This window comes from Microcoleus sp. BM001215392 (assembly GCF_036700185.1).
Taxonomy (GTDB): domain Bacteria; phylum Cyanobacteriota; class Cyanobacteriia; order Cyanobacteriales; family Microcoleaceae; genus Microcoleus.
Window position 1 is genome coordinate 1 of sequence record NZ_JAUBOJ010000172.1, and the last position, 14,284, is coordinate 14,284.

The following is a 14,284-nucleotide window of genomic DNA, read 5'->3' on the forward strand; positions in this document are numbered from 1 at the left end:
GTAGTTCAATTGGTTAGAGCACCGCCCTGTCACGGCGGAAGTTGCGGGTTCGAGCCCCGTCTGTCCCGTTCATTTGAGATAGTAAAAAAAAGCTCACTAATTGCTCTTAACAAAGCAAGTTTTAAGTGAGGAATCTCCTAAATGCTAGACACAAGTGTTGTTTTACAGGAAGTTGAACTTTTCTTTATGCAGCAAGGCAAGGTCTATGAAGCACTCCAAAACATTACTCAAAGTTTGTCGAGAGCAGGCATTGACTATGCAGTAATTGGTGGTATGGCTCTTGTGATTCATGGCTATGTCAGAACTACTCAAGATGTAGATTTGTTGATGACACCGCAAGGGTTGGATTCCTTTCGATCGATTTTACTTGGTCGCGGATTTGTGCCGGCTTTTGCTGGTGCTACCAAAATGTTTAAGGATGTGAAGACAGGAGTGTCTGTGAAGATTATCACAACCGGAGAGTTCCCAGGAGATGGGAAACCTAAATCAGTTAGCTTTCCTAACCCGGCAGCCGTAGCTGTTGAAAAAGACGGCATTAAAGTTGTTCGGTTGGTTACACTGATTGAACTGAAGTTGTCATCGGGTTTGAGCGGTCGCGGTCGATTGAAAGATTTGGCAGATGTACAAGAATTGATTAAAGCTCTGAGTTTGCCGGCGGAATTAGCACAGGAACTCGATCGCTCTGTGCAAGAAGAATATTCCCGACTGTGGATCGATGTTCAACCTGATGTTTAAAATTAATTGAATTTCTATTGATTGGACGATCGCCTCAATGGTGTCGGATAATAAACGGTCGCAATATCTGATAGGTTAAAACCAGGACGATCGGCAAAATTATCGGAATACCAACTAGCAGTCCCCATTTCCCAAACTGAATCTTTTGGCCATCTGACTTGAGAAGGGTAATCACAGCAACAATTCCCATCACTACCCAGAGAAGTCCGAAACCAATGAAGACTGTATAGCCTGCATCTTGCATATTTTTTGATCTGCGAAAGTTGATTTTTTATTTTGATGTTTTTTCGGTGGACTAGAAACCATCGGCGAGTCCGATCTACCCTCTTCTAAACCTCCTCATTTACCCGACAGCGACTGAGATTGTCGCAATCAAGGCGTTTAGCTCGATCGCCCATCACAGTCGCTAAATTCGGTCTGCCGGTCAATTTCAGCCGCCAGTCTGCCCAAATTCCGTACAGCCAATTGGCGATCGTCCCAATCACCGGCAACTTAGTCACCGCATAAACCCAGCCCATCCCCAAAATCTCATAAATCCGCCGAAAAACCTCAACATTTTTAATTGCCGTACCGTCGGGTAACACCGCGTGAATCCGGCCCATCGCCGTGTAGTAGTCAATCCCGCCGTGCGCTTGGGGGTTGTAGCCATCCTCCGCAATATCGACAAACGACACCAAACCTCGCCCCGCGTCCCGTTTTTTCAAGAAATTGACCTCCCGCACGCACAGCGGACATTCACCGTCGTACAGCAGCTCAATCTGCCAAGATGGTTTAATTTCAACAGATTCGGGAAATTCAGTTTTAGTCGCAGACATAGGGAAATTTATTTTAAGAGCGATCGCACATCAACATTTTAAAAGAATTGAGCGCGATCGGGTACCAGAGAGTGATTAGTAGTTTCAAAAATCGTCCCAAAGGTTAATCCAGTCGCCGGAGGTGGCAGTGCTAATATCGTCAAGATGCCCTCTGCTGCGATCGTTGCAGGAGACTTTCGCCCGATCGCTAAACCACAGGCCTTCGAGCAAACAAGGGCAAAGCAACCGCCAACCAAAAATTTTAAGGCGGCAACAAAATATAATAAAATTTGAAGTCTTAAACATCAACTATTTTCCCAACCAGCAAATTGCCCCCAATCTCCAAGCAAAAATCTACATGAACGCCAGAGTCCGTCTAGCCCCCAGTCCCACCGGAAACCTCCACATCGGTACCGCCAGAACCGCCGTATTTAACTGGCTGTTTGCCCGCAACCAAGGCGGAACATTCATCCTGCGGGTAGAAGACACTGATGTCGAACGTTCTAAAAGCGAATACACAGACAACATCATCGAAGGACTTACCTGGCTGGGTATGAACTGGGACGAAGGCCCGAGTTTTCAGTCCCAGCGTCTGGAAATATACCGCCAAGCAGTCCAAACCCTGCTCGACAAAGGACTCGCTTACCGCTGCTACACCACGTCGGAAGAACTCGATGAGATGCGGGAAGCACAAAAAGCCAACAAACAAGCCCCCCGCTACGACAACCGCCACCGCAATCTGACTGAGGAACAGCGCGCAGCTTTTGAAGCCGAAGGGCGGCAAGCTGTGATTCGGTTTATGATTGAGGACGATCGCACGATCGCGTGGAACGACATGGTACGCGACACCGTAACCTGGAAAGGTAGCGACCTCGGCGGCGATATGGTAATTGCCCGGGCATCCAGCGGTAGCGTCATCGGCCAACCCCTCTACAACCTCGCAGTAGTTGTCGATGACATCGACATGGCTATCACCCACGTCATCCGCGGCGAAGATCACATCGGGAATACTCCGAAACAAATATTGCTTTACGAAGCTTTGGGCGCGACAATCCCCGAATTTGCCCACACGCCGCTGATTTTGAACTCGCAAGGGCAAAAACTTTCTAAACGCGACGGCGTTACCTCGATTTCTGACTTCAAAGATATGGGTTATATCCCCGAAGCTTTAGTCAATTACATGACTTTGCTGGGTTGGACGGCGCCGGATTCAACGCAAGAAATATTTACATTGTCCGAAGCAGCGGCAGTATTTACATTCGATCGAGTCAACAAAGCAGGTGCAAAATTTGACTGGGATAAACTCAATTGGCTCAACGGTCAATACCTGCATAAAATGCCAGTATCCCAATTGACAGATTTGCTGGTACCTTATTGGCAGAAAGCCGGTTATGAGTTTGATTCGGAGGCAGACCGGCCTTGGCTCGAACAAATATCTGCTTTAATCGGCCCGAGTCTGGTTCGCTTAACCGATGCTGTCGGTATGTGCAAGTTGTTCTTCTCCCCAACTGTGGAATACGAAGAAGAAGCCCTCGCACAATTGCAGCAAACAGGGGCCGCAGAAGCCCTGCAAGCAGTTCTAGAAGCTCTGGAAAGTCATTCCACTCTCACATCAGCCGAAGCTCAGAAAATCACTAAAAAGCTCAGTAAAGAGAAAAATCTTAACAAAGGGCTAATTATGCGATCGCTCAGAGCAGGTCTGACAGGTGCAATGCACGGCCCCGACCTGATAGAATCTTGGGTAATCCTTCACCAGCGGGGGACGGCGAAAACCCGCTTGCTTGATGCCATTAGCAACTTGAAATTGTCGGCTGTTGGTGTCGCGGCCCAAACTCCTACCCCAGAACCACCCAAGGCCGAAACTTCCACGGCAATTCCCGCTGAGACTTCCGCCCCGGAACAGCCAGCAGTGGAGGTTTCAGCAGTCGAAACACCAACTGTTGAAACAGTTGCAACCCCCGCAGCAGAACCAACCGCGGAAGTTACAGCAGTAAAAACCCCAACTGTTGAAATAGCAGCGGAAGTTACAGCAGTAGAAACCCCAACTGTTGAAATAGCAGCGGAAGTTAAAGCAGTAGAAACCCCGACTGTTGAAACAGTCGGAACGGAAGTTTCAGCAGTCGATATTTCGGCCGTTGAAACAGCCGCAGCAGCAGTTGAAATACCTGCCGCCAACCAGCAAAAAATTATTGCGAGTGGAGAAATGACTTCATCAAACGAACCAGAAACAACCATTATTATCACCGAAATTCCTGCTGAAAATGTAGCAGACAGTTCCAGCGGTACGACAAAAGTCATAATTACCGAAGAACCGCCAAATCAGACCCAGCAAATCAAAGAACAAATTATCTCAATTTTGTCCGAGTTTCCGGCTTACATCGGCAGCTTTTACGAGCAGTACAAAAGTCCCCTGACAGTTGTCGGCGTGATTTTAGCCTCGATTGTCTCTTTGAAAGTGCTGTTGGGCGTAATAGACGAACTCAATGACATTCCCCTGCTAGCACCCACATTCGAGTTAATTGGTATCGGATACACCGCGTGGTTTATCTACCGCTATTTGTTGCGCTCTTCCAACCGCCAACAATTAGGTCAAGAAATTCAAGCTTTGAAAGAACAAGTTTTTGGCAAAAAGTCCTAAATTTTTGCTGGTAATCTGTTGATTTTTTGCCCGATACTGACAATTTTAAATCTGTTGTCAGTGTCGGGTTTTTTAATGAAGGAAGAAGCAAGTTTGGCAACGGATGCAAGTAGCAATGGCCGTGGGTGCGTCGCTTGAAAAAAATCCCTCAATACAAACCGAGAATCTGACAGTGACGCACCAGCCATAGCGAGCAGACTGCAAACAAAACAACTGTTTGTCTTGTTTGCTTAACTATGGTTTTATAGAACCGCTTTTAAAAATCTAGGTAAACCTAGCAAGACTCAGCGGTTTAAGTTTCTTAAGCATTCTTTCCTATCGCTTACGCTTCCTCAATGTCAAGGTTGCCCAGGAAATCCCAGTTAGAGTTAGAATAGTAACTATGTCTATTAGTTATTATTCCAGATTGCTTGATTTTTTTATTCAGTTGATTCCACAGGCTCTCCTCGTGCTTTGTTGAGTTCACCTCAACAAAGGCGGTTAAGGAGCCTGGTATTTTTTCCGACAATCTCATTCCCCTACGGCCGATAACTAACGCCGCTGCTTCATCACTAGCCAAACCATACATCCTCAGATATTTGACTAAACTAATAATACTAGAATAAGCAGGATTGACCGTTAAAAGCTCAATACCTCTGTTATAAAGAATTGAGTTTAACAACTTAAAAAACTCAGAATAAGCCCAACCTGATAGCATCCGAGCATATTTCTTGCCACGTTCTCTAAGTTGCTCTTTCTTGCTGGTAAAGTCTAATTCCTCGCAGACTATTGGACATTGAAACTTGATAGCTAATGCCGATAATTCTAGGCAAGCTTTAACAATTTGAGCTTGCTGTTGACCCTTGGGTAAACCAGTTTGTAGTGGGATTTTACCGTGTGCTTTCAAGTTACCTTCGGTATCAATATACGCCCAACCAATCGAGCCGGGATTCATGTCGATACCAATACAGCCATAATCTACAGAACGCGATACCTGCTCAACATTGGAGGGCGTGAAACTAACAGCAACACACCATTTACCAGATTTATAATAGAAGTGCCAAGTTTTAGCGCCCGTAGCTGGTAATCGGTTAATATTGCGAGGGAAGTCGCCAATATACGAATCTACATTTTTACCAAACTTAGATTCTAAACAAGCTGGCACTCTAACTATTAAATTATCCCCATCCCACTGACACACTTGATTACCATAAGATTCATCTTTGGAACCCACGATAAAGGCTTGATTCTTGGGGACACGAACCCGCACAGGGATTGATTTTAGGACGGCTAATATTTGCCGATACCTGGTCAGCTTACGTTTTTTATTGTGTATCTGAAAGCGTAGTTTTTGCCAGTTAGTTTGTCTATACTTTTGGTCACTAGATAACGGAAATGCACAACCGCTTTTACTATTTTGCCAGTTCTTTTTAGCGTAAAACTTACGAGCTAATTTGAGTTTTCTCTCAGCTTTTTTCAGCCAAGCTTCACAAGATTTAGCTTTATTTTCTAAGGTTTTTATGTGTGAAATCCGGCACTCCTTGGCGCTATCAACAGCACCCTTAGCCGATGAGATTACACCATTGGCATGACGTTTGCTAATACCGTAAGTTTTTTGTAGGTGCGTGTTCCAGTATGACTTGTTAAATCCTTCTCCTAACATCATAAAGTTGACAGTTTCACATACTGCTTTGTGAAATATTGGTGTGTAAGCGCTCAAAAACATTTCTAGCTGAGTTTTACCGATCGCGTTCAACTCATCTATCGGTGTAGAAAGTGCTTTGCAGTAAGTGATGCTGGTCATTTAGTTCGATAGTTGTCGGGTTCGCCTGACTTGATTTTTATATATTAACATCTATCTTAAATCTACTGACCACCGTTGAATTAACTTTTATTTCTAGGTAAATCTAGGTATTTTGGCAACTGCTGACAACCCTTCGGCTACAGGGGGGCAAGCTGTAGTAAACTGCTTTCGCAGTCAACTGACTAAATGCCAGCAGCAGTAAAAGCTGCCCAGTGATAGGGATTGGCAAAAGGACAGCGTTTGCGGTTGCGAATTTGCTGCAAAGAAGCCTCCGCAATCAGGCGAGAACTTTGAGAAAGCCGATCGAATGTTTGCGAAATTTGAGGTTGAAAATCCGCCAGCAACACCTCCAGTTCTTCCCCAGTCAAATCTCGCAGCCACCTTTGAGCGTCCCCGAGTGCTCGCGCCACATCTCCTACCTGCAACCGAGGAAACTGCCCCAGATTTTCATAAAACTTGCTCGTCAGCAGCAGGGTCGAAACATCGTTCACCTTCCAAAGACTGCTGACAACACTAGAGGTACCAGCATACAAAAAACCCGCCGACAAACCGACAAAATCGACCGCCGCGCCCGGGGATTCGGCTGCAACTTCGCAAGCTGATAAAGTTACTAAAAAGTATTGCCGAAAATTTAAATTAAAAATTTCTTCCAGGTTCAGAGAATCATTTCTCAAAAACAGGCCGGATTTGAGTGGGAAAGCCAAATTCAGCAAACTCAAACAAGCAAAGTGAGCGCATTTTTTTTGCTGCAATTGCCCTATTTCCCGGAAAAAATTTCCGCGGTCTGCTGACGGTATTGCTAGGGAAAAAGCTTCTTTAAGCGCCTGTTTCTGGCGCAAAATTTCTGCACTAGAAAAATACTGAGAACTATTGCCGATTTCGATGTTGCTGTAGAGCGAATTTCTGGTGAAAGTGGGAACTGCAACCAGATGCTGCAAACGAGGTCTGTAGCGACCAATAGCTGAGTTGCGCGCGATTTGTTTCAAGCGCAAAAGAGCGCAACTAGGAGCATAGCGAATTCCTCCGGCAAATCGATCGGTCAAATAAACTGGTGCTGCAACCTCGCCAAAACTAGAACCTTGAGAAAAATCAGAACCACCCTGCGCATCTCCATCAAAACCGCTGTGCGAACCCCAATTAGACCTAAAACCTCCGCCGCTGCTGCTGTCAAACCCATCTTTTACCCCCAGAGGTAAAGCGTGAAGCGGCAAAGCGTGCAAAAATCGGTGCGGTACAAAAATCAGTCGATCGCAATTTTCTGGAATTAGCGCCACCAGTCGATCGATTTCCAGCAGCGCAGCCAAGCGTTTGAGCCGAGCTGGAAGATGATTGATCCACCGACCTTTTTGTTCGGAATAAGCGCTGAGGTACTCCCTGGCCCAAGTTTCGGCTGCCACAGCACTGTCGGTCGAACACAGGTGAACGGCGGGATACTTGGCGCCAGCAACCACCACAAAAGCCACCAGCAAATCCCCCAAACTCGCCCACACCACCGCAGCGGAATTGGCATCAGGTAACAATTGGCAAATTTGCTCGAAAGCGATGGGGTCAACTTTGCGGGCTAAGCTGAAGAAAGGATCTTTTGCTTGCACCGATCGAGCAATCAACCCATCAAGCTGCCGCCACAATTGATTTAAATGAATCAAGTCCGAGTTCGGCAGCAGAGAACCGCTGTTCAAACTTTGGCTGTCGCCCTCAGACATCAAGCTATGGCTCGGCTCGGACTCTCGCTGTTCTTGCTGCCGCTGTTCCCCGGCTATTTCCGATTGCAGCGACTCCAATTCCTGCACCACCGCTGCGGAAATGTCCCCTTTGGGCGTCAAATGCGATTTTACCAGCAGTTCTACTAAATTCCGATTTTTGTGACGTTCGGCGTATTCCAGGGCTTTAGCACAGTATTCCGGCTCGGTGCGACCGAGTGCCAGGCAAACTTCGATCAGCGATTTATAGAGTTCAGTCCAAGTGCGGGTTAATTTGGTTTTTACGGTACTGGCGCGATCGCCCAAATCGGCCGTATCAACCCCAGCTTCGCTGCGCAAGAATTCCACAGTATCCACAGCAGCAGCAAACAAACCGTAGGCTCGAAAAAAATCGCCCTGAGCTCGGTAAGCTTGACCCAAATAAAATAAAAGTTGAGCCCAGCGGTGCGGATAGGTTTCGCGAGTGTAGACTTGGGCGGCGCTGTGATAGGAAGAAATCGCGCGATCGAGGTAGGACGAGTTTTCCGTCTGGGTCAGTTCCAAAAAAGCTTGCCCCATATAAATTTGCAGCATTGCCCAGCGGTTGGGAACTCGCTTTTTGGTGTAGACTTGGCAGGCATTTTGATAGCAAGCGATCGCACTTTTGAGATTGCGGTTTTTTTCACCTTTGACCTGTTCGCTGAAAGCGCGTCCGAGGTAGGCCCAGAGCATTGCCCAGCGTTCGGGAGATTTTTGGCGGTTGCAAAAGAGCAAAGCATTTTGAAAGCAGACGATCGCCTGATCGGTATTTTCCGATTTTTCCCCTTTGATTCGCAGGCTGTAAATCCTGCCGAGGTAAGTTTGGATCGAACTCCAGGCTTCGGGAAATTTGGCACGAGTGTAGACTTGCAAAGCATTTTGAAAGCAGGCGATCGCCATTTCTACATTGTCTTCGGGATCGCCTTTGATGCGATCGATAAACACCCTGCCCAAATTCCTTTGAGTCGTCGCCCATTGTAGCGGTAAAGCTTCCCGAGTCCGCACTTGCAAAGCTCTCTGATAGCAGGTGACAGCGTATTCGAGATTTTCAGCTCGATTTCCCCGCAGCAACTCGCAATAAGCATTTGCCAAATTATTTTGAGTTGTGGCCCAGCGCCGGGGAAACACCTTGCGGTTGTAGACTTGCAAAGCATTTTGAAAGCAAGCGACGGCAAGCTCAAGGTTTTGACCTTTATCGCCCCGCAGGCGGCGGCTGTAAGCGCGACCGAGATTGTTTTGAGTGCTTGCCCACTCTCCCCCAAAAGCTTCCCGGGTGCGAACTTGCAGCGCGTTTTGATAGCAGGCGACGGCTTGTTCGAGATTTTCTGCCAAATCGCCCCTGAGGCGCTCGCTGTAAGCGTTGCCCAGGTTGTTTTGCAGGGTCGCCCACTGGGATGGGTAGTGTTCGCGAGTCCGCACTTGCAGGGCATTTTCAAAGCAAGCGATCGCCTGTTCGATATTTTGAGCTTTATCACCTTTAGGCCGATCGGTGTAAGCGTTACCCAGATTGTTTTGCATCACCGCCCACTCTTGGGGAAAGTCTTTGCGGGTAAACACCTTAGCCACTGTTTCGTAACCTGCAATTTCGATTTCCAAGTTATTGGCCTTGCTACCGAGGGGAAACCGCCCAATTTTGTTGCTCAGATTGCCGATCGAAGCTGCAATGCGCCGGGCTTCGGATTCATTGGCAGCAGGTAGTACCAAAGTTGCCCAGCGGCGCAGCAGTTGCGCGAAATTCTGGTCGAGTTTGTCTAAATTAATTTTCAACAGCGCGTATACGTGCTGCGAATCAGCGCTGGGCGCCACAGCCTGCAATACTTCTGCTAAAAAAGTCAGGTATGCTGCCCCGATTGCGGATAATTTAGCATTGCCCTTTGTCGATGCTAAGGGTGCGATCGCCCTTTGGAAAAACTTGGCCGCATCGAGCAAACTGTCTCGCGTCATTGCCGGCTTTTGCAAGTAAAGGGTTTGCACGAACCCAAAGTCGATCGACTTTGAGTCCGCCCTCAAAATCACATCTATTCCTGAGTCCACAGGATTTTCCAGCAGCGCTCGGAGCATATTAACATCAGTTTCGCGACGCTGTTCGTCCATCGTGCATTCCGCCGAACTATTAACGATACGATCGCTGCTTTTGTGCAGCAATTAAATCAGTTCCTGGTTGAAATATCAATCCCTAACCGCAGGTACGAGTCGCCGAGGGGATTAAACAGAACTAGGTTTTTCCACCATACACATCGCCACAACGTATTTGTCTGAAAAAAACAGGTTTCGGTGTCTGTCCTAAACTTGACAAACCCGCCCCGACAGAATTACAGCGGGGCGGGTTGAATGTTTGGCGATTGAGATTGTAGACTCAGAAACAGGGTTTTTTTGACAACTCTGGGGTTGAGCCACCAAAAATCTCGAAATAAACCGGGTTTAGTCTCAATCCAGTGCGCGTACATCTGGCGCGAGTGCGAACGGCAGCCGAGCCAAAGCTCACAAAAATCAACTCAGTGAATTTAGTGTACCGCTTGAGAGCGCAGCGCTTCCTCCACAGCAAGCATTGCGCGATCGACTTCAGCAGCAGAGACAATCAGCGGCGGGACAAACCTCAGGACTTTCGGCCCGGCGGGAACCAAAAGCACACCAGCGGCAATCGCCGATTTGACAATATCGGCCGATGTTAGTGCAATATCAGCCTGCAATTCCAACCCGACAATCAAGCCCCAGCCGCGCACCTCAGCAATCAAATGCGGATAGGCGGCCGCCAACTTGTTGAGCCCAGCTTTCAACTGCGATCCGCGCTGCTGGACGTTTTCCAGCAAATTTTCCCGTTCTAAAGTTTGGCACACGCACAAAGCGACAGCGCAAGCAAAAGGATTGCCGCCAAAAGTGCTAGCGTGACTTCCCGGTTCAAAGACATCGCAGTTCGACTTGCACAGCATAGCGCCGATCGGGATACCGCCGCCCAACCCCTTCGCCGAAGTAAAGATATCCGGTTCAATCCCGAGATTTTCGTAGCCCCAATATTTGCCGCTGCGTCCCATTCCGACTTGCACTTCGTCAAGAATCAGCAAAATGCCTTTTTCGTCGCAAATTTCGCGAATCCGCTGGAAGTAGGCGATATCTCCGGGGCGAACTCCCCCTTCACCTTGCAGCGCTTCCAGCATAATTGCTGCGACTTGGCGTTCGTCTTTGTCGAGTTGCTCGATCGCGCCTTCGATCGCACTAATGTCATTGTAAGGAACATAGTGAAATCCCGGAACCAACGGACTAAAACCCTTCTGATATTTAGGTTGTCCCGTCGCCGTAATCGTCGCCAAAGTCCGCCCGTGGAAACTCGCCACAGCGGTGATGATTGTCGGATTCGAGATATTTAATTTTTCATGGGCATACTTGCGCGCCAGTTTAATTGCCGCTTCATTAGCTTCGGCCCCAGAGTTGCAAAAGAAAGCTCTATCAGCGCAAGAATGCTCTACAAGCCACTTCGCCAGCTCACCCTGTACGGGGATGTAATAAAGATTTGAAACGTGGTGTAGAGTCTGAATTTGCTGAGTTACCGCTGCAATCATCGCCGGGTGGGCGTGTCCCAGAGTGCAGGTAGCGATACCAGCGACAAAATCGAGATATTCGCGGCCCTGGGTATCCCAAACGCGACAGCCGAGTCCGCGTTCCAGGGCGATCGCAAAACGCCCGTAAGTATTCATTACATAGCTGTCGAAGCTTTCAGAACTGGAGGGACTGGCTTCGGCTTGCACGCTTGGTTCTTTGAGTAAGGTTTCTGGACTCACGAACGGCTCCTTAACATATAATATCTAAACCTCGATTGTACGGCAAAAATCCAGGTTCGCGGTGCAGCTTGTTACTTTTGTCAAAAAATCGTCACAGTAAGCTGTTCTGCATTTAAGTTGTATATCAAGAAACAATCAAATTCTTGTGGGGCACTGCTCCGACGCTGCCCCGAATATGTAATTTGCACGAGTTACAGCTTAACATCAATAAATCCCTCACAAATCTACTGATGAGTTATTACATTTCTCCTAATTTTCTCGATAAAGTTGCGGTGCACATCACTAAGAACTTTTTAAATTTACCAGGCGTAAGAGTTCCGCTAATCTTGGGAATTCACGGCCGTAAAGGAGAAGGCAAAACATTTCAAGCTGAACTGGTTTTTCAGCGGATGGGCTTTGAACCAGTGATGATATCTGGCGGAGAATTAGAAAGTCCCGATGCCGGAGATCCGGCGCGTTTAATTCGTTTGCGCTACCGCGAAGCTGCGGAGCAAATTCGCGTGCGCGGCGAGATGTGCGCAATTTTTATTAACGATTTAGATGCGGGGGCTGGCAGGTTCGATACTACTACTCAATATACCGTGAATACTCAGATGGTGAATGCCACTCTGATGAATATTGCGGACAATCCAACTAACGTGCAGTTACCGGGAAGTTATGACAGTACGCCGCTGCACCGAGTGCCAATTATTGTCACAGGAAATGACTTTGCTACGCTGTACGCGCCGCTGATTCGCGACGGGCGGATGGAAAAGTTTTATTGGGAACCCAGCCGGGATGATAAAATTGGGATTGTTGGCGGAATTTTTGAGTCTGACAATTTGTCACAAACCGAGATAGTGGGTTTGGTTGATAATTTTGCCGCTCAGGCGATCGACTTTTTTAGCGCTTTGCGATCGCGCATTTACGACGAACAAATCCGCGAATTCATCCACAAAATAGGAATCGAGCAAGTTTCCAAGCGTTTGGTAAACACTCTGGAAGCACCGCCAGATTTCCCGAACCCTAATTTCAGCCTCGCTCGTTTATTAGAAATGGGCAGTTTGATGGTGGGTCAACAAAAGCGGATTCAGGAAATGCGCTTGGTAGATGAATACAACCAATCGCGCCTGTTCAATGTTCAAGGAACTGTCAATGTCCCGGCTACTGCGCCGACGCAAAGCCAATTAAACGACCCGAACTCGAAATATTATAAGGCTTACGTCGAGCCAAGTTCTGAAGTTGGTAACGGTCAAGCTGCGCGGCTAAGTTCTGAGGTATTGGAACAAGTACAACAATTGTTAGCAAGAGGCTGCAAAATTGGCATGGAATATGCAGACAATCGCCGCTTTAAAACAGGTTCTTGGCAAAGTTGTGCGACAATTAAAACTGCACAAGAAAAAGATGTGGTTGCATCTTTAGAAACTTGCTTAGCCGAACACGGCGGCGAATACGTGCGACTGATTGGTATCGATCCAAAAGTCAAGCGCCGGGTAGTTGAAACAATTATTCAACGGCCAAAGTAGGCAGAAGACGCTCGCGGTTGAAACCGCGTCTATACAAGCAAAACCCTAGAAGAGCGGGTTGAAGACAAAGACGGTTAAAATTATGTTATCGTCTTCAGTCCGCGGAGGCGGACATCGTTTGTGTAGGCGCGGTTTCAACCGCCGTCTTATCTAAATTATGCTGCTGCAAAAATTTATCTAAGGTTGCCCGATCGCACATAGCAACCTGAGCACCCACCTTAGTTGCACACAGAGCGCCCGCTGCACAGCCCCAGACCACCGCCTCCCAGAGCGATCGCCCGCCATCTAAGGCAGCAGCCAACCCCCCGTTAAAAGCGTCACCAGCAGCCACAGTGTCGATCGCCCTCACAGCAAAAGCCGGCACAAAAAGAGTTTCATCCGCAGTCACGGCAACCGCCCCGCGATCGCCCAATTTGACAATAACATTCTCGACACCGCGCTGCTGCAACTGTTTAGCCGCGACAATCGCTGTTTCTGTGTCATTCACTCCAAAACCGACTAACTGGCTGGCTTCCACTTCATTCGGCGTGATAATGTCAATTAAGGGATAAAGTTCGAGTGGCAAATCCGCCACAGCAGGCGCTGGATCGAGAATCACTCGCACCCCCACTTCACGAGCAAATTTTGCAGCTTTTAGGACAAATTCTAGAGGAATTTCTAACTGTAACAGCAACGATGTAGCTTCAGGTAACACTTTTTTAAGACGTTCGATATCTGCTTCGCCGACATTGTTATTCGCGCCCGGAATCACAATAATATTATTTTGACCTGTCTCGTCTACGGCAATAATTGCCACACCTGAATGAGTGCTTTTATCTATTAATACATTTTCTGTACTCAAACCATAGGATTGTAAACTTCTCAATAATTCTTCAGCAAATTGATCGTTACCAACGCGGCCGATGATGTGGGTAAAAGTGCCGAGACGCGCCGCTGCTACGGCTTGATTTGCTCCTTTACCGCCGCCGGCCGTAAAAAAATTGCTACCGATGATAGTTTCCCCCGGTTGCGGCAATCTGGGAGTTTTTGCTGCTAGGTCGATGTTGATACTGCCAAATACAATGATGCTCATAAATTGTTGAATTGGGTAATTGATAATTAGGTTTGAGAGCTCGGACTTCAGTCCTCTAATTTTAATATTGGAATTGGGTAATTCGTAATTAGGTTTGTAGTGAGGACTTCAGTCCTCTTATTTTAATGTTTAATTGCGTAATTTGTCATCGCTCATTGGCTTATCTTGCTTGTTTGTTAATTTTGGCATCTAACTAATGACCTGTTTGACCAATAACCAATAACCAATAACCAATAACCAATAACCAATAACTAATAACCAAT

At 47.4% G+C, this 14,284-nt stretch carries 9 protein-coding genes and 1 pseudogene; 4 read left to right on the forward strand and 6 right to left on the reverse strand.

Features of this window, described 5'->3' with window-relative positions; translation table 11 throughout:
- Positions 1-141: 141 nt before the first annotated feature.
- Positions 142-735 carry a hypothetical protein gene (locus QT974_RS18510; protein WP_333469901.1) on the forward strand — a complete coding sequence of 198 codons (594 nt, stop codon included), beginning with the start codon at positions 142-144 and terminating at the stop codon, positions 733-735.
- A 34-nt stretch (positions 736-769) separates the two neighbouring features.
- Here QT974_RS18510 and QT974_RS18515 read toward each other — a convergent pair whose 3' ends face one another.
- Both QT974_RS18515 and QT974_RS18520 read right to left on the reverse strand, forming a co-directional pair.
- Positions 770-979, reverse strand: a complete 210-nt coding sequence (locus QT974_RS18515; protein WP_333469902.1) for a hypothetical protein — start codon at positions 977-979, stop codon at positions 770-772.
- An 85-nt stretch (positions 980-1,064) separates the two neighbouring features.
- Positions 1,065-1,550 carry a thiol-disulfide oxidoreductase DCC family protein gene (locus QT974_RS18520; protein WP_333469903.1) on the reverse strand — a complete coding sequence of 162 codons (486 nt, stop codon included), beginning with the start codon at positions 1,548-1,550 and terminating at the stop codon, positions 1,065-1,067.
- Positions 1,551-1,887: 337 nt separating this feature from the next.
- Between QT974_RS18520 and gltX the strand changes: the two are divergent.
- Positions 1,888-3,309, forward strand: a pseudogene (gene gltX, locus QT974_RS18525) (glutamate--tRNA ligase); the annotation flags it as partial.
- 423 nt (positions 3,310-3,732) lie between these two features.
- Complete coding sequence (locus QT974_RS18530) at positions 3,733-4,167, forward strand: CAAD domain-containing protein (RefSeq protein WP_333469909.1); 435 nt, start codon at positions 3,733-3,735, stop codon at positions 4,165-4,167.
- A 322-nt stretch (positions 4,168-4,489) separates the two neighbouring features.
- On the opposite strand, the gene QT974_RS18535 is transcribed toward QT974_RS18530, so the two are convergent.
- The 3 genes from QT974_RS18535 to QT974_RS18545 form a co-directional block, all read right to left on the reverse strand.
- Positions 4,490-5,950: a hypothetical protein gene (locus tag QT974_RS18535; protein WP_333469904.1), complete on the reverse strand. Its 1,461-nt coding sequence runs from the start codon at positions 5,948-5,950 to the stop codon at positions 4,490-4,492.
- A 182-nt stretch (positions 5,951-6,132) separates the two neighbouring features.
- Complete coding sequence (locus QT974_RS18540; protein ID WP_333469905.1) at positions 6,133-9,813, reverse strand: CHAT domain-containing protein; 3,681 nt, start codon at positions 9,811-9,813, stop codon at positions 6,133-6,135.
- 359 nt (positions 9,814-10,172) lie between these two features.
- On the reverse strand, positions 10,173-11,444 hold the full coding sequence (locus tag QT974_RS18545) for an aspartate aminotransferase family protein (protein WP_333469906.1): 1,272 nt from the start codon (positions 11,442-11,444) through the stop codon (positions 10,173-10,175).
- A gap of 230 nt (positions 11,445-11,674) precedes the next feature.
- On the opposite strand from QT974_RS18545, the gene QT974_RS18550 reads away from it, so the two are divergent.
- Positions 11,675-12,949, forward strand: a complete 1,275-nt coding sequence (locus tag QT974_RS18550; RefSeq protein ID WP_333469907.1) for a ribulose bisphosphate carboxylase small subunit — start codon at positions 11,675-11,677, stop codon at positions 12,947-12,949.
- 94 nt (positions 12,950-13,043) lie between these two features.
- Here QT974_RS18550 and rbsK read toward each other — a convergent pair whose 3' ends face one another.
- Positions 13,044-14,021, reverse strand: coding sequence for a ribokinase (rbsK, locus tag QT974_RS18555; protein ID WP_333469908.1), 978 nt, complete (start codon positions 14,019-14,021; stop codon positions 13,044-13,046).
- Between the last annotated feature and the right edge of the window lie 263 nt (positions 14,022-14,284).

Excerpts from the sequence above, each read along its gene's own strand:
- QT974_RS18515 (WP_333469902.1), bottom strand. The coding sequence starts at position 979 with ATGCAAGATGCAGGCTATACAGTCTTCATTGGTTTCGGACTTCTCTGG.
- QT974_RS18530 (WP_333469909.1), top strand. The coding sequence starts at position 3,733 with ATGACTTCATCAAACGAACCAGAAACAACCATTATTATCACCGAAATT.
- QT974_RS18510 (WP_333469901.1), top strand. The coding sequence starts at position 142 with ATGCTAGACACAAGTGTTGTTTTACAGGAAGTTGAACTTTTCTTTATG.
- QT974_RS18520 (WP_333469903.1), bottom strand. The coding sequence starts at position 1,550 with ATGTCTGCGACTAAAACTGAATTTCCCGAATCTGTTGAAATTAAACCA.
- QT974_RS18550 (WP_333469907.1), top strand. The coding sequence starts at position 11,675 with ATGAGTTATTACATTTCTCCTAATTTTCTCGATAAAGTTGCGGTGCAC.
- rbsK (WP_333469908.1), bottom strand. The coding sequence starts at position 14,021 with ATGAGCATCATTGTATTTGGCAGTATCAACATCGACCTAGCAGCAAAA.
- QT974_RS18535 (WP_333469904.1), bottom strand. The coding sequence starts at position 5,950 with ATGACCAGCATCACTTACTGCAAAGCACTTTCTACACCGATAGATGAG.